Genomic DNA, 24,816 nt, shown 5'->3' on the forward strand with positions numbered 1-24,816 from the left:
CATGACAAGTTTGACGGCATCGCTTCGCCTCCTGACCTCGACGCTGGCGATGTCGCTTGGCTTGATGCCGGCGTGGGCTCAGTCCGCGTCGGCTCCGCAACTCAGCCTCGAGCTCAATGCCGCGCAGCCCTCCGAAAAGGGTTGCCGGCTGACCTTCGTCGTCAACAATGCGCTCGGCGCCGATCTTTCCAAGGCGGCATTCGAAATCGCGCTGTTCAACGAGGCCGGCATTGTCGACCGCCTGAGCGTGCTCGACTTCAAGGACCTGCCGGCCGGCAAGACCAAGGTGACCCGCTTCGACCTCGCCGGCACCGACTGCACCAAACTCAGCCGCGTGCTGATCAACAGCGCCACCGAATGCGCCGGCGTCGAACCGGGCGCCTGCATGCGCGGCCTGAAGACGCAGACCAAGACCGGTATCGCATTCGGCGTCTGAGGTGGGCCTGCATCCCGCCTTCCTGCACGACAATGCGACACGACCCGTCGCAGCTCCGCCGTCATGGCCGGCAACCGATCTTGATTTGACAATCCCGCCGCGCTCGCGGCAGGTCTCGCCGCGAACCATGCAGGACATCACCCCCCTCCCCGACGCCGGCAACGAACCGGCGATAACGATGGACGAGCTCGCACAGCCGGCAGCCGCGGACCGCAAATGGACTGTGGCGATCGTCGCGTCCTGCCTGCTCCATGCCGCTGCCGCAGCGGCGTTCTTCATCGGACCCGCAGGGCCATTCGATTCCAGTAACGCGATACAATCCGAAGGCACCGACCAATCGGGCGCCGAGGTGGTCGGCAGCGCCTTGGACAGCCAGGCTCCCGACGCGGTCGATGTTACCGTGGTAACCGATCCGCAGCCGGCCAAGCCCGAGGCCGTTCGACCCGTGCCGCCGACCGAGGCGCCTCAACCGGTAAAGGAGCCGGCGGCGCCCAAGCCTGCGCCGGAAGCCGCCGAACAGGCGACCGCCGCGCCAGATACACTGACGGCCGCCATCCCGAATGATCAAACTGTCGCCCCAAGCGCTGAGACGTCGACTCCGCCAGGGGTTCAAACGCAAAGTTCAGAGGCACCGCCCGCCGACGAGCCCGCCGTTGATTTGCCTGCTGCCAAACCACCAGTCCCGAGCCCGCGGCCGACCCCTCCAGCCGGATCTGGAGATACCCGCGGTGCGGCAGATGGCGAAGAACGCGACGCACCGGCGGTTGCCAGCAAGGGTAAAAACCAGGACGCGGCTGGCAATGCGATGGAATCTCGTTACGGCGGTGAAATTCAAAAGAAGCTTGTCCGCGCCAACCGCCACGTTTCGAAGGCGGTTCAAGCCAAGGCTCGCAACAATGCCAGGGTCTATTTCGTCGTCATGGCCGACGGCAGCGTCAGCGACTTGCAGCTTGTCGAAAGTTCAGGGTCTGCCGAGCTAGACCAATTCGCTTTGAAACTGGTGCGCCAGCAAGCCCCGTTCCCGCCCATTCCACCTGAGACCGGATTATCAAGTTGGGTGTTCAGGGCGCGGATCGGTCCGTTTTAACCAGCTCGTAGACCTTCGCCAAATCGTCCATCAATTCAAGAGGAAGCCCAATGTACATCGCCATGAACCGCTTCAAGGTCCAGAACGGCTCGGAGACCGCCTTCGAGGATGTCTGGAAGAACCGCGATTCGAGCCTCTCGGAGATGAAAGGCTTCAGGGAATTCCACTTGCTGCGCGGCCCGGTCAACGAGGCCGAGGGTTACACGCTGTTTGCCTCGCACACGGTGTGGGCAAGCCATGAGGATTTCGCCGCCTGGACCAAATCCGAGAATTTTCGCGCCGCCCATCGCAACACCGGCACCTCGAAGGTGCATTATCTCGGCCATCCGCAGTTCGAAGGCTTTTCGGTCGTCGAAGGGGCCTGATTGAGATTTCACCCGTCGACGAGATCTGACGACGGGCAGATGCCGTCAGGTTCCGGTTGAATTCCGGCCGCCCAGTCGCCGAAGCCACTGGGCAATGTGCAGGCGCAGCCGCCGCCAGGGCTGTCCGCGTGTCAGGTAGCGCGCCAACCGCGGATCACCGGCCAGCTCCGGGAACTGGCGCACATGCTGCGTCAGGAATGCAGGTATGAAATTGCGCCCGTTGAGATCGCTGAGCCAGGCAGAATTCGCCAGCAAATAGTCTGCGGCATCCGCCGCCAACACGCTCCTGTAGCTCCTGTATGCAGGCGTTTGCCGCACATTGCCGCCGGCAAAGGCAGTTCCGGTGGACAGGTTGGAGCCATGCAGGCGATAGAGGCCGAGACCTTCTGACAGGATGAGGCTGCCGCCGGCCTGGTGCGCGAGTGTCGCCGTCAGATAATCCGTCCCGACCTTGGCCTTGAACGGGAAGGACAATACCGGTTCCAGCGCGCCACGCCGGTACATGATCGCCGAGCATTGCGACCACAGCCAGCCCGTCACCGCAGGTGCGAAATAGGTTACCGGATGCTCCGATGCGTAGGCGATCCCAGGCGCCATGCCGGCAAGCCGGCCACCGGGCGCGATGGCGACGCCGCTGCGATCCGCTCCGGAGCGCGGTTTGCGCAAGGCAAGGAAGGTGCCGCCCAGCAACGTGCCGTCGCCATCGACAAGGAACACATCGGAACTCGAGAGAGCGGCCGAATGCGTCGTGTTGAGATGGGCGGACAGATGCGCGAGGAGAAAATCTGGCAGCCACACGTCATCGGCGTCGAGAAACGCGACGAAGGGCGCGTCGGTTGCGGCAAAGCCGTCGCGGAATCCCGCGGTCTGGCCGCCATTCTCCGTGCGCGCCAACAGGCGCAGGCGCGGATCGTCTATATCCCTTAGAAGCTGTCGGACATGGTCGGCCGAGCCGTCCGTCGAGGCATCGTCGACGATGACGCATTCCCAATTCCGGTAGGTCTGCGCAAGCACCGAGCGGATCGCCTGTTCGACGTACGGCCGATAGTTGAAGCAGGTGATGACCACCGCCACGCGCGGCAGCTCAAACGGTCCGGACGTGTCTTCCATCTGTTCAGCTGCCCGCTCGAGTTGCTCTCTGTCCCTTGCGCATACCCTTGCAACCCGACGCAGGCAAGCGAGCCGCGAAAGCCCCCTAGGCCGCCGCGAGCAGGCTGGCATCGCCGCCGGCAGCCGTGGTGTCGACGCAGACAGCGCGTTCATGCGCATAGGCCGCCGGGTTGAGCACCTCGCTGACCAGCGGCACGATCGGCCCGCTGCGGTCGGCAATGACCTTGCGCACGATACGGGCCGCCTCGGGCCTGCCCGAGAAGGCGACGACATCGACGCGCAGCGAACGCGCTTCGACTGGGTCTGGCCGACCGTCTATGGCCGCCAGCGGCAACCCCTTGCCGGTCAGCGCCGACAGTGCTGCCGGCGCGCCCGGCGCCACGGCCAGCACCGCATTGCCGGCGGCCAGCGCCTGGATCGTCTGGGCAAGCAGCGTTTCGGCGTCCGGACCGAGGCACAGCACCCGGCCGCGCGGCGACAGCGACAGCGTGTTGGCCTCGCCGGTCGGTCCGGGCAGGTCGACCTGGCCGAAATCGATGGCGGCTGCAGCGCCGATCGCTGCAGCGCCCTTGCCGCGCAGATGCTTTCTCAAGATGGCGATGCGGTCCGGCCGTGTCGACCAGCCGCCAAGCGTCGGATCGGGCAGATTGTCGGCCAATTCGGTCGCCGTCACCTTGTGGCCCTCGGCAATCTCCGTGCCCGCCTCCGGCCCCTTGCGGAACCGCCGGAGATAATGCGGCCCGCCGGCCTTCGGCCCGGTGCCCGAAAGCCCCTCGCCGCCAAAGGGCTGCGAGCCGACGACGGCGCCGATCTGGTTGCGGTTGACATAGATGTTGCCGGCATGGATGCCGTCGACGAAATGCTGGACGCGGCCTTCGATGCGGGTGTGCAGGCCGAAGGTCAGGCCATAGCCCTTGCGGTTGATGGCGGCGATGACGGCGTCGATCCCGTCGGCGTCGAAGCTGGCGACATGCAGCACCGGACCGAACACTTCGCGCTCCATCTCCTCGATGCCCTTGACCCGGAACACATGCGGCGCAACGAAGCGGCCGTCCTTCGGTGCTTCGAGCTTGGCAATCAACCGGCCCTGCAGCCCCATCTTGGTGCAATACTCGCTGATCGATTCCTGCGCCTCGTCATCGATGACCGGCCCGACATCGGTCGAAATCTGCCAGGGATCGCCGATGGTGAGCGCTTCCATGGCGCCCTTCAGCATCTCCAGCATCTTCTTCTCGACATCCTTTTGCACGTAGAGCACGCGAAGCGCCGAACAGCGCTGGCCTGCACTCTGGAAAGCCGATGCCAGTATGTCGCGCACCGCCTGTTCGGGCAGTGCGGTGGAATCGACGATCATGGCGTTGAGACCGCCGGTCTCGGCGATCAGCATGGCGTCCGGCGCGGCCGTCTCGGCCAGTTGCTTCTCGATCAGCTTTGCAACCTCGGTCGAGCCGGTGAAGCAGACGCCGGCAATGCGCGGATCCGCAGTTAGCGGTCCGCCGACCGCCGGACCGTCGCCCGGCAGAAGCTGGATGACATCTTCCGGAACGCCGGCCTCGCGCAGCAGCTCGACGGCGCGGAAGGCGATCAGCGGCGTCTGTTCGGCTGGCTTGGCGATGACCGAATTGCCGGTGACGAGCGCTGCCGCGATCTGGCCGGTGAAGATGGCGAGCGGGAAATTCCACGGCGAAATGCACACGATCGCGCCGCGCGCCTCGCTGCCCGCTTCGTTGTTGGCCGCTTCGGCAGCGTAGTAGCGCAGGAAGTCGACGGCTTCGCGCACTTCAGCCACGCCGTCGGCCAGCGACTTGCCGGCTTCCCTTGTAGCCAGCGCGAAAAACTCGACCGCATTGGCCTCATAGAGGTCGGCGGCGCGGTTGAGGATGGCGGCGCGCTCAGCGACGGGGCGTTTTGCCCAGGCCGGCTGCGCCTCCACCGCGAAGCGCACCGCGGTCGCTACCTGCTTGGCAGCGGCTTCAGCGACCGTGCCGACGATCTCGGCAGGCTTTGCCGGATTGACCACCGGGCGCTGCTTGCCGTAGCCGGCGGCGCGCGTGATCGGCTTGGCATGCCAGCGCTCGTGCCCGGCAAAGGCCGCCTTGGCCTTGTCGATCGCCGCCAGCGTCACCGGGTCGGTGATGTCGAATCCCTTCGAATTGCGCCGCCCAGTGCCGAAGATCGTCGCCGGACGAGCGATTGCCGGATTGGCGGCGGAGCCCTGGCTCTCGACCGTCTCGAGCGGATCGCGCGCAATATCCTCCGGCTCGACATCCTCATCGGTGAGCTGATGAACGAAGGAGGAGTTGGCGCCATTCTCCAGCAGACGTCGCACCAGATAAGCCAAGAGGTCGGAGTGCGCGCCGACCGGCGCATAGATGCGGCACCGCGTGCCTTCGGCCTGGCGCACCGTCTCATGCAGCGCCTCGCCCATGCCGTGCAGGCGCTGGAATTCGAAAGCGTCACGGTTGTCAGCCATCGACAGGACGGCAGCGACTGTATGGGCGTTGTGCGTGGCGAATTGCGGATAGATGCGGTCGGTCATCGACAGCAACTTTTTGGCGCAGGCCATGTAGGAAACATCGGTGTTGGCCTTGCGGGTGAAGACGGGGTAGCCGGAAAGCCCGAGCGTCTGTGCCCGCTTGATCTCGGTGTCCCAATAGGCGCCCTTGACCAGCCGCACCATGATGTTGCGGTCGTACTTTTCCGCCAGCGCATAGAGCCAGTCGATGGTGAAGGCCGCGCGCGGGCCGTAGGCCTGGACGACGACGCCAAAGCCATTCCAGCCGGCAAGCTCCGGCTCGGACAACACACGCTCGATCACATCGAGCGACAGGTCGAGCCGGTCGGCCTCCTCGGCGTCGATGTTGAGGCCCATGCGCGAATGGCGTGCGGCCAGCGCCAGCGACAGCAGCCGCTCGGCCATCACCGGCAGCATCTTTTCCTTCTGTGCCTCTTCGTAGCGCGGATGCAGCGCCGACAGTTTGACCGAGATGCCGTGGTTCTGGCGGATATCGGGACCGTTGGAGCCCGAATCCAGCGAGGAGATCGCGTCGGCATAGGCCTTGAGGTAGCGCAGCGCATCGGCCTCGGTGCGGGCGGCCTCGCCCAGCATGTCGAAGGAATAGAGATAACCTTTCTGGATCATCGACTTGCCGCGCTTGACGGCTTCCGCAATGGTGCGGCCGAGCACGAACTGCTCGCCCATTTCGCGCATGGCGGCGGCGACCGCTTTGCGGATCACCGGTTCGCCCAGCCGGCGAACCATCGAGCGCAGCGTGCCTTCGATACCGCCCTCGCCCTCATCGAGCACACGGCCGGTCAGCATCAGCGCCCAGGTCGAGGCGTTGACGAAGATCGAGCTCGAACCGCCCGAATGCGCCGACCAGTCATGCGGTGCGATCTTGTCGGCGATCAGGTCGTCCATGGTCTCGGTGTCAGGCACGCGCAGCAGTGCCTCGGCCAGGCACATCAGCGCCACGCCTTCCTTGGTGGAGAGGCCGTAGGCCGAGAGAAAAACCTCCATCAGCCGCGGGTCGGACGAGCCGCGCACCGCGCGCACCAGATCCGCGGCACGGGCCGAGACGGCTTTGCGGTCATCGGCCGAAAGTTCTGCCGCCGCAGCTAGCCGCTTCACAGCCGCGTCTTCGTCGGGCAGGTAGTTGGCGCGGATCTGCTGGCGGATGGTGTCGAGCGGCATGGCGGTCCCTGCGGAGCAAGCATCTGGGAGCGGGCCGGCGGTCGCCGGACCGAATGGCCCAAGCTAGCACAGAGCCGCATTTTCGGCCGGTCCAAAGAAATCGACATGGCAGGCCGAGCGGTCTATCATGCGGCTAAATTGTTATCAGATGGACTGTGATATCCGTGACAGGAGACCAATTGGACCGCATCGACAGAAACATCCTGTCGGCGCTGGCGCGCGACGGGCGGCTGTCCATGTCGGAACTGGCCGGCAAGGTCGGCCTGTCGAAGACGCCGGTGCAGGCGCGGGTGAAGCGCCTGGAGAAGGACGGCTATATCAGGGGCTATCAGGCGATCATCGACCGCGAGCGCATGGGCGAAGGTCATGTCGCCTTCGTCCAGGTCAAATTGTCGGACACACGCTCGGCCGCGCTCGATGCTTTCAATCGCGCGGTGCAGGCCGTGCCGGAGATCGAGCAGTGCCACATGATGGCGTCGAGCTTCGATTATCTTCTGAAGGTCCGCACCACGGACATCGCCGCCTATCGCCGTGTCCTCGGCGAGCGCATCTCGGCATTGCCGCATGTTGCGCAGACTTCAACCTTCGTGGCCATGGAGACGGTGAAGGATCGCTGACTCTTCAGTCCGACAGCGTCTTCAAAAACGCCACCAGCGCCGCGCGTTCGCGATCCGACAGTTGCAACGGGTGCACTTCGGAGGTGCCTTCAACGGCCGCCTCCGCCTTCGCGTAGTGCGCCACCACCTCCTCCAGCGAGGAAAACTGTCCGGCATGCATATAGGGCGGCCGCGTTGCCGCGCCCCGCAACGACGGCGTCTTGTAGGCGCGCATCAGTTCGGGTGCTGCCTTGACGATGAAGCGCAGCTCGCCGCAGGCGCCGGCGTCGCCATCGCGGAAGGCGCCGAAGCAGTTGAATGGGTCGGCCTGAACCTGGGCCACCGCATCGAAACGGCCGCGATCCAATGGCAAATCCCTGACCGGCGGCACGCCGGTGTTGTGGAAAGCGTTGTCGGTGAAGCGCGGGCCGTTATGGCAGGTGACGCAATTGGCCTTGCCGATGAACAGTTTCAGCCCGAGCATCTCCTCCGGCGAAAAGGCATCGTCAGCTTTCGGCTTGGCGCCTGACGCAAGATCGATGGCAAAGCGGTCAAAGCGCGTCTGTGCCGGTTCGACCGACCGTTCGAAGGCGGCGATCGCCTTGCCGATGTTGGAAAAGACGCGGTTGACGTCGTCCATTTGGGCCGCGGTCATTGCCTTCCATGCCGCCTGCTCGGCCTCATTGCCGAGCGGGCTGGCGTTGGCCGGCACGGCGGAAAGATCTGGCAGTGGCCCGAAGATGCGCTCATAGCGCTCGCCGAACCGCTTCTGGATGTAATGCGCGAAGGCGGCGCGGTTCCCCGCCTGCTCAAGCGGGTTTTCCAGCGGCGTCAGCGCCTGCGCCCACAGGCTGTCGCGCCGTCCATCCCAGAAGAACCACGGATTGCGGGCGATGCCGGCCAGCGGCATCGAGCGCCTGTTGGTGCGGCCGACACCGACGGATTGCGGCAGGTCATCCTGGAACTGCCGGTCGATCTTGTGGCAGGTCGAGCAGGATACGTTACCGTCGCGGCTCATCCCCTGATCGAAGAACAGAGTGGAGCCCAGGGCGGCGGCGGCCGGCACGTCGGCGAAGCGGTTGGTCGTGTCGGGTTTGAGCGCCGGCAAGGTGTTCAGCGCCAGCGAAGCGATGGTCTTCTTCTCGGCATCGGAAAAATCCGGTTTGCCGCAGCCGGCAACGAGCACGACCGCCGCCAATGCCAGAAGGCGCAACAGGCCGTTCATCCGCTCACAGCACCACGTTGAAGACGACCGTGTCGGAACCGGCCGCCGCCGAAATGGCGAAGCGCAACTGCCACACGCCGCTCATGGTGAATTTCAGCCCCTCGATCCTGTAGCGCCCCTCGCCAAGATAATCGGTCGCCTGCGGACTGGTCGGCAAGCCGTGATTGTGCTGCGGCATGCCACCGGACACCGAGATCGCCGCACCTTCCACGGAATCGCCGTTGACCGTCTTCAGGGTCAGCAACCAGGATTGCAGTTCGCCTTGCCGGATAACGCCGCGTTCCGGCTGAATGCTGGCGACAAACAAGCCGTTCGCCGTCTTCTTCGAGCGCGAAATATCCGGGCCCGGCGCCGACTGCGGCGCGGTCAGATAGACGATCGCCAATATGCCAGCCAGCGAGGCGGCCAGTCCAACGCCCGCAAGAAGATAACGCCATATCGATGCCAAACCGGTTCCTCTTCTGGGCATAACGTCTCGGGAAGCAATTCGCGTCCCCGCTTCTGTGGGAAAACGCTTCTGGCGCAAAAAACCGCCGCCGCCAAGCATGGCGCTGCCGGCCGCAAAAAGCTACAGCAGCGAACTGATCCGGAGACAGATACATGGCAGCAGACGGCGTCGCTTCGATCGGTGAATGCATGCTCGAACTGTCCGGCCAGGCCGGGCCGAACTGGCGCATGGGCTTTGCCGGCGACACGTTCAACACGCTGTGGGCGCTGCATGCGCTGAGCGGCGAGCGGCCGGCGACCTACGTCTCCGCCTTCGGCGACGATCCCTTCTCGCAGGGCCAGATTTCGTTCTTCGCCGAAAACGGCATCGACATCGGCGCCAGCCCGGTCATCCCAGGCGCGCGGCCCGGCCTCTACGCCATCACCTTGACCGGCGCCGAACGCGCCTTCACCTATTGGCGCAGCGACGCGGCGGCCAGGCGGCTTGCCTCGGACCCGGCCGCCTTGGCAAAAAGCCTTGAAAACCGGGCGCTTGTGTATTTTTCCGGAATCACCTTGGCAATTCTGGATGCCAGCGCGCGCAAGACGTTGCTGGCAGAAGTGGCCAAAGCGCGCGCTGCCGGTTCGCTCGTCGCCTTCGACCCCAACTACCGGCCGCGCCTGTGGCAGAGCCGCGAGGAGGCGCAAGCCGCGATCCTCGACGCGCTTGCCGTCGCCGACATCGCGCTGCCGACCTTTCCCGACGAGCAGATGCTGTTTGGCGACTCGGCACCGCAAGCGACCGCCGAGCGGTTCGGAAAACTGGTCGGCGAAGTCGTCGTCAAGAATGGCGAGGAACCCGCGCTGATCGCCACTGGCGGAGCCCTGCAGCCGGTTCCGGCCCAGCATGTCGCCACCCCGGTCGACACCACCGGCGCCGGCGATTCCTTCAATGGCAGCTATCTCGCCGCCCGGCTTGCCGGCCATGCCCCGGCGGATGCCGTGCAGCGCGCGCATCGCGTCGCCGCCGCTGTCGTGCAGGTGCGAGGCGCGCTGGCGCCGTTCGAGGTTCTAAGAATCGCTTTCGAGGGCTAAGGCCTTAGGGAAGCCTGAAACGATATTCCGTCACCTGATGATAGATCTGTCCCGGCCATAGGGTGGCCTGTGGGAAATAGGGCCGGTTCGGCGCGTCGGGCCAGGTCTGCGCTTCCAGGCAAAAGCCGGAAAACGCCTTGTAGCGCCGTCCGTCCAGGCCGCCCGAGGTCGGCGCGACATACTGGCCGGTATAAAGCTGCAGGCCGGGCTCTGTGGTCCAGACTTCCATCTCGACGCCGGAATTGGCGCCTTGCGCCCACGCCACCTGGTGAAGCGGGCCCCGGGCTGACGCCAGGCAGAAATTGACGTCGTAGGGAAGCTGCTCGCCTTCCGTTTCCATGCGCAGCAGCCGCGCCTGGCGGAAGTCGAAGGGCGTGCCGTCGACAGGTTTGACCACGCCGGTCGGGATCATCTCGCCATCGACCGGCGTATAGGCGCCGGCATTCAGCATCAGCCGGTGGTCGAGAATGTCACCGGCGCCGCCATCGTCGAGATTGAAATAGGAATGCTGCGCCAGATTGCACAGCGTCGGCTCCTCGCAGGTGGCGGTCAGCTCCATCGAGAGCGTGCCGGGAATCTTCAGCCGGTAGGTGCAGGTGACGTCGAGCGCGCCGGGAAAGCCCATCGTGCCCTCGGGATCGTGCAGGGTCAGGGTGACAAAATCCCGGCCGTGCAGCGAAACCGTCCACGGCCGATGGAAGAAGCCCTCCGAGCCGCCATGCAGCGTGTGCTTGCCGAGGAAATTGCGCTCAGTCTGGTAGCGCTGGCCGGCAATGGTGAAGCGGCCGTCGCGGATGCGGTTGGCATAGCGGCCGACGACCGCGCCGAAGAAGGCCCGGTCGGTCTCGTAAGGTTCGAAGCGGTCGTAGCCCAGCACCAGCGGCGCGTCGTGACCGGCGAGCCGCAGATCCTGGATGATTGCGCCGAGCCCGATGATGTTGGCGCTGACGCCGCCGCCCCGGATGGTGAAACGGCGAACGGGTTCGCCTGCCTGCGTCGTGCCGAAGACTTCGCCGTCCTTCATCGCTATGTCCAAATGCTAATTCGTCGATCTATCGACTTAGAGCAATTCCAGGAAAAGTGTGAAACGGTTTTCCGTCCGGAATTGCAAAAAACAAAGAACTGGAGCGGTTCGGCGTTTCCGTGAAACGCTGAACCGCTCCAGTCCGGCTGAATGTCGTCTGGCAAGGGCCGGCCCGGGCCTGCCCTGCCCGTCAATGATTTAGAGGCCGAGACCCCCGATGCAGACATATTTGGTGTCGAGGTAATCCTCGATGCCCTGGTGTCCGCCTTCCTTGCCGAGGCCCGATTCCTTGACGCCGCCGAACGGCGCTTCCGGCGTGGTGATCAGGCCTTCATTGACGCCGACCATGCCGTATTTCAGGCCTTCCATGACCCGGAAGGCGCGGCCGAGGTCGCCGGTGTAGAAATAGGCGGCAAGGCCGAACTCGGTGTCGTTGGCAAGCGCAATGGCTTCCTCTTCGGTCTCGAACTTGAATACCGGGGCGATCGGGCCAAAAATCTCTTCCTTCATGAAGCGCATGTCAGGCTTCGCATCGGCGATGACGGTCGGCTGGAAGAATGAGCCGCCAAGCGCGTGGCGCTTGCCGCCGGCAACGACCTTGCCACCCTTCGACGTGGCGTCGGCGATGAATTCCTCGACCTTCTCGACCGCCTTCGCGTCGATAAGCGGTCCCTGCTGCACGCCCTCTTCCAGGCCCGAGCCAACTTTCAGCGCATTGCTCGCGGTAGCCAGCTTCTCGACAAACTTGTCGTAGATGCCGGCCTGCACCAGGAAGCGGTTGGTGCACACGCAGGTCTGGCCGGAATTGCGGTATTTGGCGGTGATGGCGCCGGCGACGGCGCGATCGAGGTCGGCATCGTCGAAGACCAGGAACGGCGCATTGCCGCCGAGTTCCATCGAGACCTTCTTGACGGTGACGGACGACTTCTGGATCAGCAGCTTGCCGATCTCGGTCGAGCCGGTGAAGGTGATCTTCGACACCAGCGGATTGGCGCAGATCTCGTCGCCGATTTCGCCGGCAGCACCCGTCAGGATGTTGATGACGCCCTTTGGGAAGCCGACCTCCTCGGCGAGCGCGCCCCATGCAAGGCCGGAATACGGCGTCTGCGAGGCCGGCTTGACCACGGCGGTGCAGCCGGCGGCAAGCGCGGGACCAAGCTTGCGGGCAAGCATCGAGGAGGGGAAATTCCACGGCGTGATGGCGGCAATGACGCCGACCGGCTCCTTGGTCACCAGGATGCGGCGATCGCCCCATGGTGATGGCACGACATCGCCATAGGTGCGGCGGCCTTCCTCGGCAAACCACATGATGTAGGCGGCAGCCGAACCGATCTCGCCCTTGGATTCGGCGAGCGACTTGCCCTGCTCGATGGTGAGCAGTTCGGCCAGCACATCCTGATTGTCCATCATCGCGTCATGCAGCTTGCGCAACAGCTTCGAGCGCTCCAGCGCGGTCGTCTTGCGCCAGGTCTTGAAGGCTTCGCTTGCGGCTTCGATGGCGCGGCGGGTTTCCGCCTTGCCCGACTTCGGCACGGTGCCGATCTTGAGACCGGTGGCCGGGTTGTTGACGTCGACCGTCTGGCCGCTGTCGGCCTGCACCCATTCGCCATTGATGAGATTGGCCTGGCGCATGAAATGGCTGGTTTTCTGCAGCATGGTCTAGCCTCCGTTCGGCGCACTGACGGGCCGGTCTGTGGATGTCTTCGATGAGCGCGCGCAATGGCCTGGATGCCCGACACGCTGAGCCACTGCTCTTTACCTAGGGCAAGCTCGGCAAGCAATTGCAAGATGGCATATAGGCTTTGGGCCAGCCAAACGCCAGAGAAAATTCACATGTAAATTAGTTTGGGCCCCAGCCTTGCCAAAGACCAGCCTTGCCAAAGACAGCCTTACAAAAGACCAAGCCTACCCAAAGACATGAACCACCACCGTCAGCCAAAAGGCGGTTGTAACAACCGCGCTTGCCGTGGCGATGGTCATCTGGTTCGACGCCAGCGCCTGGCCGGTGTTGAACTGCACGGCGATGAGATAGGAATTGATGCCGGACGGCAGCGCCGCCACCACGACCGCCACTTTGGCCGTCAAGGGCGGCAGGCCAAACAGCCAGACCAGGCCGAGCACCAGCGCCGGCATCAGGAACAGTTTCAGCGTCGACAGCGCCAGCGCCGGTCGGATGTTACCGGAAATGCCGAAACGGCGCAGGCTGAGCCCCATGGCGAACAGCGCCACCGGCCCGGCGGTGTTAGCCAGCGCATCGGCCAGTCGCATGGCAAGGTTCGGCAGCGGCGCGCCGGTGAGGCGCCATGCCAGCCCGGCCAGGATGCCGATGATCAACGGATTGGTGAACAGTCTTCTCAGAAAGCTCTGGATTATGCGCAGCGGGTGTACGGGCTCGCTGCCGCCGCGGCCAAATATCTCGAACATGATGATCGAAGCCATCATCATGGTCGGCAGATGCACGGAAACGAGCAGCGACAGCACTTCGAATCCGCTGGACCCGAATACGCCGAGAACGAAGGGAATGCCCAGCAACACCACATTCGAGAAGGATGACGACACTCCACCGACGATGCCGGTGCGCGCGTCCCGCCCAAAGATCCGTGTCGTCACCAGATGGCCGGCGGCCCATGTCATTGCAACCGCCGCGAAATAAGCACCCCACAGCGACCAGGGCGCCACGCCGTGGAAATCGGAATTCACCATCGTCCGAAACAGCAGCAGCGGCATCGCGACGTTGATGGCGAATTCGGAGATGCCGTCCCCGCTGGCCGGTTTCAGATAGCCGGTGAGCCCCGTGACATAGCCGAGCGCGACGAGGCTGAAGACGAAAAGAACGGTTTCGGTGAGCGGAGACATTTTTCAGGGATAGGCGAGCCCGGATTCCAGCGCAATCGCCATGATCTTCAGAAACCGCTCCTCGATCCGCCCGGCGCCTGAATTTGATCATGGTCGGGTGGCAGCGCTATACAGGCTTGGGATCATCAGGGCGGACACACAGAGAATGGTTGCGACGCCGAAACAGCGTCATTTCAGACAGGCGTGGCTGACGGCTTTCGTCGCCGGGCTGTTTTGCCTTGCCGCGACGGTGCTTGCGGTTGCGGAGACCAAGAGCCTCAAGGGCGTGGCGCTGATCATCGGCCAGTCGAAATACGAACACATCGCAGCCCTTGCCAACCCGGCCAACGACGCCCGCGACATGGCCAAGATGCTGACCGATCTCGGCTTCGACGCCCGCAACGTCACCGATCGCGATGCCGCCAAGCTGAAGCGCGATCTCGATCGGTTTGTCGAGGATGCCGACGGCGCCGACGTCGCCTTCATCTATTATTCCGGTCACGGCATCGAGGCGGGCGGCGAGAACTATCTGGTGCCGGTCGACGCCGACGTCTCGTCGCTGAAAAATGCCGGTGAGGCGCTGGTGCCGATTTCAGCCGTCATGGACGAGCTGAAAAAGACCGTGCCGGTGACGATCGTGCTGCTTGACGCCTGCCGCACCAACCCGTTTCCGCCGGACGCGGTCGTGCGACGCGGGCCGACGGCTTCCGCCGAGCCTGTCGGCGCCGGCGGGCTGGAACCGGTGCGCGGCGCAAAAGCCCTCGCCGATGCCTCATTGGATGATGCCAGCCTGGGAACTGTGGTCGGCTTCGCCGCCGAGCCGGGCCGACCCGCACTTGATGGCGCCGCCGGCGAAAACAGCCCCTACGCCGCCGCCCTGCTGCGCCACCTCACCGCGATGAAAGGCACGGAATTCGGCTCGGTCATGCGCATGGTCACCGAGGAGGTCTATCTCGACACCAAGGCAAAGCAGCGCCCCTGGGTCAGCGAGAGTCTGCGTCGCCTGCTCTATTTCGGCGTCGCGCCGCCGGAACCGACCGGCGACGACGGGCTGATCACCGGTGAGCGGCGGCAATTGCTGCTGACCATTTCCGACCTGCCCGATCCCAAACGGGCTCAGGTGGAGTTGGCTTCTCTGCAGGACGGCGTGCCCCTTGACGCGCTCTACGGCGTGCTCAAGGCGCTCGGCACGGAAAAGATCCCTGAGGATCCCAACGACCTGCAGAAGGTGCTGGACAGCCAGGCCGAGCGTCTGAAGAAGATGATGGCCGAGCGCGCCGCATTACGCACCGACGATCCCGAGATCAGTCGCCTGGTCGCATCCGCCGACAAGGCCATAGGCCAGGGCGCCATGGTGACGGCGCGCAAATTCCTCGACGACGCGGTCGGCCGGATCGAGGAAAACAGCGGTGCGGTCGACGAGGCCGAGGACCTGCTCCGGCAAAAGCGCATCGCCGACGCCGCCATCTATGCCAAACGCGCCGACGCCGCCGCGCTGGTCTTCGACTACAAATCCGCCGCCAACGACTATGCCAAGGCGTATTCGTTGGTCGAGAAGTGGGACGAAAAGCTGCGCTGGAACTACAAGAACCAGGAGGCCGAGGCGCTGAACGCTCATGGCTACGCCACCGGCGACCTCGATGCGCTGCAGCACTCCATCGAGGCCTATCGCACCATCTTGAACTTCATCCCCAACGGCGAACAGAATCGCGACTGGGCAATCACCCGCAACAACATGGCGGTGGTGCTGCAGACCATTGGAGAGCGCGAAACCGAGACTGCGCATCTCGAAGAAGCAGCGGTGATTTTCCGCGATTCGCTGGTGGTGTTCGAGCGCGAGAAGGACGACCGCAACTGGGCCGCGGCGCAGAACAACCTGGCCAACGTGCTTCTGAAGATCGGCGAACGCGAGAGCGACCCGAAGCGTCTCAATGAAGCGGTGGCGGCGACGCGCGCCACCCTTGAGAAGCGTCCGCGCGACAAGCTGCCGTTGGACTGGGCCGGTTCGCAGAACAATCTAGGCCTCGCGCTCTATGCACTCTCCGAGCGTGAGCCTGCCGGCGAGCATCTCACCCAGGCGGAAGCAGCCTACCGGCTGGCGCTTGAGGAATACACACGCGAGAAAGCACCAGTGGAATGGGCGATGGTCGAGAACAATCTCGGCAACACGCTTGTAACGCTTGGCATCCAGCTCAACGACAAGGCGAAGATCAACGAGGCGGCCGACGCGTTTCGCGCCGCGCTGGAAGTGCGAACCCGCGAAACTTTCCCGGTGTCCTGGGCGACCAGCCGCCTCAACCTGGGCAATGCGCTGAGCGGTATCGCCCGCTTCGATATGGGCACGGCTACGCTCGAAGAAGCTGCAGCTGCCTATAACGACGCTCTGACGGTGTTTACCCGCAAGCGCTTCCCGATGGACTGGGCGTCAGCCCAGAACAATCTTGGATCGATCTATCAGACCCTTGGTCAGCGCACCCGTGGTGCGGCCAAGCTGGAACAGTCGGCGGCAGCCTTCCAGGCGGCACGGCAGGTCTATGTCAGGCGGAAGTTCCCGCAGGACTGGGCGATGAGCTACTACAATCTCGGCAACACGCTGCAGCTTCTCGGCGGCGTCACCGACAAGCCCGAGCATTACAGCGAGGCGGTCGACGCCTACGGCAATGCGTTGCGCGAGTACAAGCGCGAGACCAACCCGCGGCAATGGGCAATGGCCCAGGCCGGCCTGGGCTCGACGCTGCACTGGTTGAGCATGAGCAATGGCGATGCCAAGACGCTGCAGGATTCGATTGCGGCGCGGCGGGCAGCGCTCGAAATACTCACCATCGAGGCCGCGCCGGTCGACTGGGCCAACGCTCAAAATGGCATCGGTATGAGCCTGCTCAATCTCGGCAATCTCCAGCGGACCGACAAATATCTCAACGACGCCGAAGCGGCGTTCACGGCGGCGCTGAAGGTGTTTACGCGCGAAAGTCAGCCGCTGCAGTGGGCCTTCGAGCAGAACAATATCGGCGACGTCCACTGGAACCGCGCCAGCTATGGCGCGGGCAAGCCGGAATATCTCAAGGCGATCGAATTCTTCGAGAACGCCAAGCAGGGCTTCACCGAAGCCGGCTACACGATCCCTATCCCGCTCACCGATCAGAAGATCGAGCTGGCGAAGAAGCAAATGGCGAAAATGTGAAGCGAACCGAGGGTTCGCCTTTCGCTTGTCTTTGTGCCGGCTTTCCGATCCCTATATCAGAATGACCGGAGCGGCATCCGGCTCCCGGAAAGGTTTCGATGATTCGATTTGTGCTGTCGCTGTTCCTGCTTGCTGTTCCCGCCGTCGCCCACGCGACCGACGCCGGCTGGGCGCTGCTGCGTGACGGCGGCCATGTCGTGCTGCTTCGCCACGCACTGGTCACCGGCACCACCGACCCCGCCAATTTCGTCATCGACAACTGCGCCACCCAGGTCAACCTATCGGCGCGCGGCAAGCAGCAGGCGAGCAAGATCGGCGCGCTGTTCGGCGCCCGCGCCGCCCCCATCGAGCGGGTGCTGTCCAGCCGCTATTGCCGCTGCCTCGACACTGCCCGCATCGCCTTCGAAGCGGAGCCGGAGCTCTTTGCGCCGCTCGACCTCCTGAGGAGCGATCCGACCGAGAAGGCCGCGCAGCTCGACGCGGTGATGAAGGAAATCCGCGCCTACACCGGTTCCGACAATCTGGTCATGGTCACGCATCTCGAAAACATCGTCGCGCTGACCGGCGTCTCGCCGCGCGAGGGCGAAGCGGTGGTGGTCGAGCCGCAGGGCGATGGCTTGCGCGTGCTCGGCCGCGTCACGTTCTGAGAAAGCCAGTGGTCAAGCTCCGTGAAAACTAAGCTGACGTGACGTCAACTGGGAGGGCCGCCGGCTTGTCGGGCGGCCCTTCTTGTCTTCACGGGAGGGCCATCCCATCTGCGCCCGGCGCATCAGGCCTTTTCCTGCCGGAAAAAACCGATTAGACAGCGCCCAAACCAGATGCGGACAGATTCCGCCCGCAACCGAAGGAAGAGCCCTTGTCCACCACGTTCGACAAAGTCGCCAAGATCATTGCCGACACCAGCGAGATCGATATCGACACCATCACTCCCGAGAGCCACACGATCGACGATCTCGGCATCGACAGTCTCGATTTCCTCGATATCGTCTTTGCCATCGACAAGGAATTCGGCATCAAGGTGCCGCTGGAAAAGTGGACCCAGGAAGTCAATGACGGCAAGGCTTCGACCGACGATTACTTCGTCATGAAGAACCTGTGCGCCAAGATCGACGCGCTGGTCGCCGCCAAGACCGCCTGATATCGGCTGGCGCGCGGCCTTGACGGGCTGCGCCGCCTGACCCACAAAGCCGCTCATGAGCAGCCCTCGCGACGTCGTCATCACCGGTATCGGCCTTGTCTCCTCGCTGGGAGAGGGTCCGGATACCCACTGGCAGAAGCTGGCGCAGCCGGGCCTGCAGCCGGTGCTCGAATCCGCGCGCTTTGCGCCCTACACCGTGCATCCCCTGCCGGAGATCGACTGGAACCTGCAGATCGCCAAGCGCGGCGACCAGCGGCAGATGGAAACATGGCAGAGGCTGGGCACCTATGCCGCCGGCATGGCGCTGGATGACGCCGGCATCAAGGGCAATGACGATCTCTGCACGACGATGGACATGGTGGTGGCCGCCGGCGGCGGCGAGCGGGACGAGGCGGTCGATGCCGCCATCCTCGCAGCGTCCGAGAGCCGCAACGACCGCGACGTGCTGCTCAACGAGAAACTGACCACCGAATTGCGGCCGACGCTTTTCCTGGCCCAGCTCTCCAATCTGCTCGCCGGCAACATCTCCATCGTCCACAAGGTGACGGGATCGTCGAGGACCTTCATGGGCGAGGAAGGTGCCGGCGTCGCCGCCGTCGAGACCGCCGCCGCGCGCATCCGCTCCGGACAGTCGACGCACATACTGGTCGGCGGCGCCTTCCAGACCGAACATTCCGACATGCTGCTCGGTTATGAGCTGGCCGGTTATCTGCATCGCGGCCCATGGAAGCCGGTCTGGCAGAGACAGGGCGCCGAGGGCGGCGGCCTAGTCTCCGGCTCCGGCGGCGCGTTCCTGGTGCTGGAGCAGCGCGAACACGCGCAAAGCCGCGGCCGCAAAATCTATGCCGAGCTCGGACCGGTCGTCTCAGGCCGCGCCCGGCGTTCGCGCGGCGAGCTTGACGCCGAGATCGCGACACTGCTCAAACAGGCAACTCTCCCGAACGGCAAGTTGCTGGCCCTGTCGGGCGCATCCGGGGCGCATACCGCAACGTCAGCCGAAAAGGCAGCGCTGGATGCCAATCCGGCGATATCGGCGCGCGGCTTCGCGACGCTGACCGGGCATATGAAGGAAGCGCAGTTTCCATTCGCGGTCGCCCTCGCCGCCCTGGCCGTCGACCGCAAGGCCGCCTACCCCGTTTTCGACGCCGCGGCCGAGAAGCCGTTCGAAGGCATTCCCGAAACCGTGCTCGCAACGGCAATCGGCTATCACCAATTCGAGGGCATGGCGCTGGTCAACGCTGCTTGATGCAGCGCTGCGCGACCATGCTGCAAAGTTAAGAGGTTCCGGATGGCCAATCTCAGAGATCACATGGGCAGGCCGATCGTCGCCGTCACCGGCATCGGCGTGGTAACCTCGCTCGGCATCGGCAAGGCAGACAATTGGGCGGCACTGACCTCCGGCAAATCGGGCATCCACCCGATCACCCGCTTTCCCGTCGACCACCTCAACACCCGCATCTCCGGTATGGTCGATTTCCTCGACTCAAGCTCGAAAGGCGCCAGCCTGCTGACCTACGAACTGGCCGAAACCGCCGCGAATGAGGCGGTGGCCGAATCCGGCCTCGATTCCTCTGATTTCGGTGGCCCGCTCTTCCTCGCCTCGCCGCCGGTCGAACTCGACTGGCACGACCGCTTCGCGCTCTACAATTCCGACGGCAAAGGCGCCGGCGCCGAAAGGCTGCTCAGGGTGGCGCGCGGGCTGAAGGAAACAGATACGTTCGCAAGCACGCAGTTCGGCGCGATCGCCGACCGGCTGGCCGACCGCTTTGGCACGCGCGGCCTGCCGATCACGCTGTCGACGGCCTGCGCTTCGGGCGCCACCGCCATCCAGCTCGGGGTCGAGGCGATCCGCCGCGGCGAATGCGACCGGGCGCTGTCCATCGGCGCCGACGGTTCGGCAACCGCCGAGGCGCTGATCCGCTTTTCGTTGCTCTCGGCGCTGTCGACCCACAATGACATCCCGGAAAAGGCGTCAAAACCCTTCTCCAAGGACCGCGACGGCTTTGTGCTGGCCGAAGGCTCCGGCGCTCTGGTGCTGGAATCGCTTGAGGCGGCCCTTGCACGGGGCGCAAGCGTTCTCGGCATCCTGCGCGGCTGCGGTGAAAAGGCCGACGATTTCCATCGCACCCGTTCCAAGCCCGACGGTTCCCCGGCGATCGCAGCAGTGCGCGCCGCTCTTGCCGATGCCGGCTTGAGCAAGGACGAGATCGACTACGTCAACGCTCACGGCACCTCGACGCCGGAAAACGACAAGATGGAGCATCTGTCGCTGTCGACCGTGTTCGGCGATCGCATCGGCTCGATGCCGGTCTCGTCCAACAAGTCGATGATCGGCCACACGCTGTCGGCGGCGGGTGCTGTCGAAGCGGCGTTTTCGCTGATGACCATGCGCGAAAGCGTCATTCCGCCGACCATCAACTACGACAATCCCGACCCGGCGATCGTGCTCGACGTGGTGCCCAACAAGAAGCGCAATGCCGAAGTCGGCACCGTGCTGTCGAACTCGTTCGGCTTCGGCGGCCAGAACACTTGCCTTGTCATGGCGCGGGAACCGGTCTAAGCGACCTTTTTCAGCCAGACTGAACTGACAGGCTCCATGCGCGCACTGCAACTTATCGAGGACCGCCGTCTTGAAACGGTGGACCTGCCGCCCCCGCCGCCCCCCACATTGGGCGAAGTCACGCTGCGCATCAAGGCGGTGGCGCTGAACCATATCGACGTCTGGGGCTGGCGTGGCATGGCCTTCGCCAAGCGTAAGCTGCCGCTGGTCGTCGGCGCCGAAGCCTCCGGCGAGGTCGAAGCTGTCGGCCCCGGCGTCTCCAGCCTGCTGCCCGGACAATTGGTGTCGATCTACGGCGCGCGCACCTGCGGCCTTTGCCGCGCCTGCCGCGAAGGCCGTGACAATCTCTGCGAACATGTCTCGGGCGTCCACGGCTTCCATCTCGACGGCTTTGCGCAGGAGAAGATCAACCTGCCGGCGCGCCTGCTGGTCCCGGCCCCTCCAGGCGTGACCGATGTCGGCGCTGCCGTCGCCCCTGTCACCTTCGGCACCGTCGAGCACATGCTGTTCGACAATGCCAAGCTGCAGCCCGGCGAAACCATCCTCATCCATGCCGGCGGCTCCGGCATCGGCTCGGCGGCGATCCAGCTGGCCAAGCGCATGGGTTGCACCATCATCACCACGGTCGGTTCCAACGACAAGATCGACAAGGCCAAGGCGCTCGGCGCCGACCATGTCATCAACTACCGCGACGACCGTTTCGAAGGGGTCGTGCGCAAGCTCACCAGGAAGAAGGGCGTCGACGTTGTCTTCGAACATGTCGGCGCCGACACCTTTGCCGCCTCGATGCTGTGCCTCAAGCGCGGCGGCCGCCTCGTTACCTGCGGCTCGACCTCGGGCGTGTCGACCCAGATCAATCTGATGCAGCTGTTCCAGCAGCAGCTGAAGCTGCTCGGGTCCTTCGGCTGCCGCATGGAGAACATGGCCAACGCCATGCAGAAGATGGCGGCGGGACAGGTAGCACCTGTCATCGACACCGAGGTCGGCTTCGACGGCATCGACGCCGCGCTGAAGCGCATGGAAGGCCGCGACGTGTTCGGCAAGATCATCCTGCGCGTTTCCTAGGCTATGGCCGGCTCGGTGTTCAAGAAAGCCCGCCGGGACTTCATGTTCCGCTATGGCCGAAGACTGCGCCAGATGGAGCACTGGCTGGTGGCGCGCGTGGCGATGACGATCATATCGCTGCTGCGCCTCTTGCCCGCGGACAGGGCGCTCAATTTCGCCGACCGGGCGGCCCGGCGCATCGGTCCGCGGGTCGGGCGCCACCGTGTCGCCATCAACAATCTGCGCCTTGCCTATCCCGAAAAGAGCGATGTCGAGATCGAGGCCATCGCCTCCGACATGTGGGGCAACATGGCCCGGCTCGCCGCCGAATACATCTTTCTTGACGCGCTCTTCGATTATGATCCGAATGCAGCGAGGCCCGGCCGCGTCGAAGTCGGCGGCGCCGATCATTTCCATCAGATAGCTGGCGAGGACAAACCGCATATCCTGTTCACCGGCCATCTCGGCAATTTCGAACTGCTGCCGGTCGCGGCCGCGACGTTCGGCATGAAGATCACGGCGCTGTTTCGTCCGCCGAACAATCCTTACCTCGCCGATTATATCCATTCGACGCGGCGTTCGAGCATGGGCGCCTTGCTGCCGTCTTCGACCGGCGCCTCCTTCGCGCTGGCGTCGATTCTGGAGAAAGGCGGCAATATCGGCGTGCTGGTCGACCAGAAATTCTCCAGCGGACTGGAGACAATCTTCTTTAACCGCCCATGCCAGAGCAATCCGGTTCTGGGCATGCTCGCCCGTCACTATGATTGCGACGTCTATCCGGCGCGATGTGTGCGGCTGCCTGGCAACCGCTTCCGCCTCGAGATCGAGGACAAACTGACCTTGCCGCGCAATGAAAGCGGCAGCGTCGATGTCGCGGCCACCACCCAACTGCTCGCCAACGTGGTCGAGCGCTGGGTGCGCGAGGATCCGGGACAGTGGATGTGGTTCCACAAAAGGTGGGAAATCTCAGGCCGGCGTCGCCGCCGGCGCGGACAGGCCAACGCCACCGGCCAGGGGCAGCGTCAATCTTAAGTCGTCGAAAGCCTCAGTTCGTCACAACGATCCGCGTATTGCCGAAGCCGACTTCGCGCACCATCGCATAGAACATCGCGGCATTGGCGGTGTGCAGCCGCACGCAGCCATGCGATGCCGGACGCCCTAGCTGCCTGACCGCGCCGGTGCCGTGGATGGCGTAGCCGCCATGGAAGAACACCGAGTAAGGCATTGGCGACATGTGGTATTTCTTCGAATACCACATCCGCGCCGTGCGTTGCGGCCGATAGGTGCCACGCGGCGTGAAATAGCCACTGCGGGCGGTCGACACGCTCCAGCGATAAAGCACCTGGCCGTATTGGCTGACGGTCATGGTCTGCGACGAGACGTCGATGCTAGCCACCAGCGAGGCAGCCCTGCTTTCGATGGACGTGCCGAACAGCATCGCAGCAAAAGCAGCTGCCATGAGAACAATTTTAGTCATGAGATCAAACCCCTTTGATGCCCCTTGCCTGCTCTGTCATCACGGTGTTTTTCATCTTCTTAACGACAGGTGAGTGATCTAACACACAGTCCTTGATAAATTCGCCAATCTAAAGCAGCGAATTTGAACGATTTTCCCGCCATAGTTGCCGCTGCGACACGAAGTTTCGGCGCCAGTGGCGCGATGCTTGCAAAACCACCCCCTTGCCTGCTCAAATCCGGGAATGAACGAACGACTCTTCAAAGCGATAGACGCCCGTGTTGATGACTTGGTCGCACTGACCGCCGACCTGATCCGCTTCCCGACCATCAACCCGCCTGGCGAAGCCTATCGCCCCTGCGTCGAATATATAGGTGCGCGCCTAGGCAGGCTTGGCTTCGAAACCGAATTCATCCGCGCCGAAGGCACGCCCGGCGATACCGACCGCTATCCCCGCGTCAATGTCGTCGCCCGCTTCGACGGCCGCTCGCCTGGGGCCTGCGTCCATTTCAACTCGCACATCGATGTGGTCGAAGCCGGCGAGGGCTGGAGCGTCGATCCCTTTGCCGGCGTGGTGAAGGACGGCAAGGTCTACGGGCGCGGCGCCTGCGACATGAAAGGGGGCATGGCCGCCTCGATCATCGCGGCGGAAGCCTTCATGGAGGTATTCCCCGACTTTCCTGGCGCCATCGAAATCTCCGGCACCGTCGATGAAGAGTCCGGCGGCTTCGGCGGCGTCGCCCATCTGGCGAAGCTTGGCTATTTCTCGAAACCCAAGGTCGACCACGTCATCATCCCCGAGCCGCTGAACAAGGACCGCATCTGTCTTGGCCATCGCGGCGTCTGGTGGGCGGAGATCGAGACCAAGGGCGAGATCGCGCATGGCTCGATGCCGTTCCTCGGCGACAATGCCGTGCGCCACATGGGCGCCGTGCTGCAGGCCTTCGAGGATGAACTGTTTCCGGCGCTCGACCGCAAGGTGACGCGCATGCCTGTCGTGCCCGAAGGCGCAAAGCGCTCGACCATGAACATCAACTCGATCCATGGCGGCCAGACTGAGGATTTCCGCCCCGGCCTGCCCTCACCCAACGTGCCCGACGCCTGCCGGCTGACCATCGATCGCCGCTTCCTGCTCGAGGAGGACCTTGCCACGGTCAAGAGCGAGGTGACCGATATGCTCGACCGGCTGAAGCGCGAGCGCAAAAAGTTCGACTACGAGATTCGCGACCTGATGGAGGTGCTGCCGCTGATGACCGAGCGCGATGCGCCGGTGGTCAAGGCGGTGGCGCAAGGCATCATGGCGATCTTCGACCGCGAGCCGGAATATGTCATTTCACCAGGCACTTACGACCAGAAGCACATCGCCCGCGTCGGCCACATCTATGATTGCATCGCCTATGGCCCGGGCATTTTGGACCTCGCCCACCGGCCCGACGAATGGGTCGGCATCTCTGATATGGTGGAGTCGGCCAAGGTGATGGCGATCGGGCTGAATGTGCTGCTTAGGGGCACGGCCGCGGACTGAACCATCGACTTCGCTGAAA

At 64.0% G+C, this 24,816-nt stretch carries 21 protein-coding genes; 13 read left to right on the forward strand and 8 right to left on the reverse strand.

Annotation, left to right across the window (positions count from 1 at the left end; all coding sequences use genetic code 11):
* Position 1 precedes the first annotated feature (1 nt).
* The 3 genes from NLY37_RS11555 (at position 2) to hmuQ (ending at position 1,888) form a co-directional block, all read left to right on the forward strand.
* Positions 2–436 (forward strand): hypothetical protein, encoded by a 435-nt coding sequence (locus tag NLY37_RS11555; protein ID WP_023673858.1) that lies wholly within the window; start codon positions 2–4, stop codon positions 434–436.
* Between the two features lie 127 nt (positions 437–563).
* On the forward strand, positions 564–1,523 hold the full coding sequence (locus NLY37_RS11560; protein ID WP_023741548.1) for an energy transducer TonB family protein: 960 nt from the start codon (positions 564–566) through the stop codon (positions 1,521–1,523).
* A 50-nt stretch (positions 1,524–1,573) separates the two neighbouring features.
* The gene (gene hmuQ, locus NLY37_RS11565) at positions 1,574–1,888 is read left to right on the forward strand and encodes a heme-degrading protein HmuQ (protein ID WP_023741549.1); all 315 of its coding nucleotides are present in this window, start codon (positions 1,574–1,576) and stop codon (positions 1,886–1,888) included.
* Between the two features lie 45 nt (positions 1,889–1,933).
* On the opposite strand, the gene NLY37_RS11570 is transcribed toward hmuQ, so the two are convergent.
* Together NLY37_RS11570 and putA are read right to left on the reverse strand one after the other, a co-directional pair.
* Positions 1,934–2,998, reverse strand: a complete 1,065-nt coding sequence (locus tag NLY37_RS11570) for a glycosyltransferase (protein WP_023741550.1) — start codon at positions 2,996–2,998, stop codon at positions 1,934–1,936.
* Between the two features lie 85 nt (positions 2,999–3,083).
* Positions 3,084–6,692, reverse strand: a complete 3,609-nt coding sequence (putA, locus tag NLY37_RS11575; protein WP_023741551.1) for a bifunctional proline dehydrogenase/L-glutamate gamma-semialdehyde dehydrogenase PutA — start codon at positions 6,690–6,692, stop codon at positions 3,084–3,086.
* Between the two features lie 164 nt (positions 6,693–6,856).
* Here putA and NLY37_RS11580 point away from each other — a divergent pair, with 164 nt between their 5' ends.
* Positions 6,857–7,309, forward strand: coding sequence for an Lrp/AsnC family transcriptional regulator (locus NLY37_RS11580; protein WP_023688158.1), 453 nt, complete (start codon positions 6,857–6,859; stop codon positions 7,307–7,309).
* Positions 7,310–7,313: 4 nt separating this feature from the next.
* Here NLY37_RS11580 and NLY37_RS11585 read toward each other — a convergent pair whose 3' ends face one another.
* A complete protein-coding gene (locus NLY37_RS11585; protein WP_023741552.1) occupies positions 7,314–8,513 on the reverse strand; it encodes a cytochrome-c peroxidase in 1,200 nt (399 codons plus the stop codon).
* 4 nt (positions 8,514–8,517) lie between these two features.
* On the reverse strand, positions 8,518–8,961 hold the full coding sequence (locus NLY37_RS11590) for a FixH family protein (protein WP_023741553.1): 444 nt from the start codon (positions 8,959–8,961) through the stop codon (positions 8,518–8,520).
* A gap of 152 nt (positions 8,962–9,113) precedes the next feature.
* On the opposite strand from NLY37_RS11590, the gene NLY37_RS11595 reads away from it, so the two are divergent.
* Complete coding sequence (locus NLY37_RS11595) at positions 9,114–10,034, forward strand: sugar kinase (protein ID WP_023741554.1); 921 nt, start codon at positions 9,114–9,116, stop codon at positions 10,032–10,034.
* Between the two features lie 4 nt (positions 10,035–10,038).
* Here the strand turns inward: NLY37_RS11595 and NLY37_RS11600 are convergent, their stop codons facing one another.
* The 3 genes from NLY37_RS11600 to NLY37_RS11610 all read right to left on the reverse strand — a co-directional run bounded on the left by NLY37_RS11600 (position 10,039) and on the right by NLY37_RS11610 (position 13,914).
* Entirely contained in the window at positions 10,039–11,064 is a 1,026-nt protein-coding gene (locus NLY37_RS11600) for an aldose epimerase family protein (protein WP_023741555.1), read from the reverse strand.
* Positions 11,065–11,256: 192 nt separating this feature from the next.
* Positions 11,257–12,714: an NAD-dependent succinate-semialdehyde dehydrogenase gene (locus tag NLY37_RS11605; protein ID WP_023741556.1), complete on the reverse strand. Its 1,458-nt coding sequence runs from the start codon at positions 12,712–12,714 to the stop codon at positions 11,257–11,259.
* 249 nt (positions 12,715–12,963) lie between these two features.
* Positions 12,964–13,914, reverse strand: a complete 951-nt coding sequence (locus NLY37_RS11610; RefSeq protein ID WP_023681741.1) for an AEC family transporter — start codon at positions 13,912–13,914, stop codon at positions 12,964–12,966.
* A gap of 145 nt (positions 13,915–14,059) precedes the next feature.
* Here NLY37_RS11610 and NLY37_RS11615 point away from each other — a divergent pair, with 145 nt between their 5' ends.
* The 7 genes from NLY37_RS11615 to NLY37_RS11645 all read left to right on the forward strand — a co-directional run bounded on the left by NLY37_RS11615 (position 14,060) and on the right by NLY37_RS11645 (position 22,848).
* Positions 14,060–17,074, forward strand: coding sequence for a caspase family protein (locus tag NLY37_RS11615; protein ID WP_023741557.1), 3,015 nt, complete (start codon positions 14,060–14,062; stop codon positions 17,072–17,074).
* A gap of 98 nt (positions 17,075–17,172) precedes the next feature.
* Positions 17,173–17,721, forward strand: a complete 549-nt coding sequence (locus NLY37_RS11620; protein ID WP_023670442.1) for a histidine phosphatase family protein — start codon at positions 17,173–17,175, stop codon at positions 17,719–17,721.
* Positions 17,722–17,930: 209 nt separating this feature from the next.
* On the forward strand, positions 17,931–18,212 hold the full coding sequence (locus tag NLY37_RS11625) for an acyl carrier protein (protein ID WP_010909964.1): 282 nt from the start codon (positions 17,931–17,933) through the stop codon (positions 18,210–18,212).
* Positions 18,213–18,267: 55 nt separating this feature from the next.
* The gene (locus NLY37_RS11630) at positions 18,268–19,458 is read left to right on the forward strand and encodes a beta-ketoacyl-ACP synthase (RefSeq protein ID WP_023741558.1); all 1,191 of its coding nucleotides are present in this window, start codon (positions 18,268–18,270) and stop codon (positions 19,456–19,458) included.
* A 42-nt stretch (positions 19,459–19,500) separates the two neighbouring features.
* A complete protein-coding gene (locus tag NLY37_RS11635) occupies positions 19,501–20,772 on the forward strand; it encodes a beta-ketoacyl-ACP synthase (RefSeq protein ID WP_023706061.1) in 1,272 nt (423 codons plus the stop codon).
* A 36-nt stretch (positions 20,773–20,808) separates the two neighbouring features.
* A complete protein-coding gene (locus tag NLY37_RS11640) occupies positions 20,809–21,837 on the forward strand; it encodes a zinc-binding dehydrogenase (protein ID WP_023706062.1) in 1,029 nt (342 codons plus the stop codon).
* Positions 21,838–21,840: 3 nt separating this feature from the next.
* Positions 21,841–22,848, forward strand: a complete 1,008-nt coding sequence (locus NLY37_RS11645) for a lipid A biosynthesis lauroyl acyltransferase (protein ID WP_031246103.1) — start codon at positions 21,841–21,843, stop codon at positions 22,846–22,848.
* Positions 22,849–22,861: 13 nt separating this feature from the next.
* On the opposite strand, the gene NLY37_RS11650 is transcribed toward NLY37_RS11645, so the two are convergent.
* Positions 22,862–23,293, reverse strand: coding sequence for a L,D-transpeptidase (locus tag NLY37_RS11650; protein ID WP_023681747.1), 432 nt, complete (start codon positions 23,291–23,293; stop codon positions 22,862–22,864).
* A gap of 223 nt (positions 23,294–23,516) precedes the next feature.
* Between NLY37_RS11650 and NLY37_RS11655 the strand changes: the two genes are divergently transcribed.
* Positions 23,517–24,797, forward strand: a complete 1,281-nt coding sequence (locus NLY37_RS11655; protein ID WP_023741560.1) for an acetylornithine deacetylase/succinyl-diaminopimelate desuccinylase family protein — start codon at positions 23,517–23,519, stop codon at positions 24,795–24,797.
* Positions 24,798–24,816: the final 19 nt, after the last annotated feature.

It is taken from the genome of Mesorhizobium sp. C395A, from assembly GCF_030323205.1.
GTDB lineage: Bacteria > Pseudomonadota > Alphaproteobacteria > Rhizobiales > Rhizobiaceae > Mesorhizobium.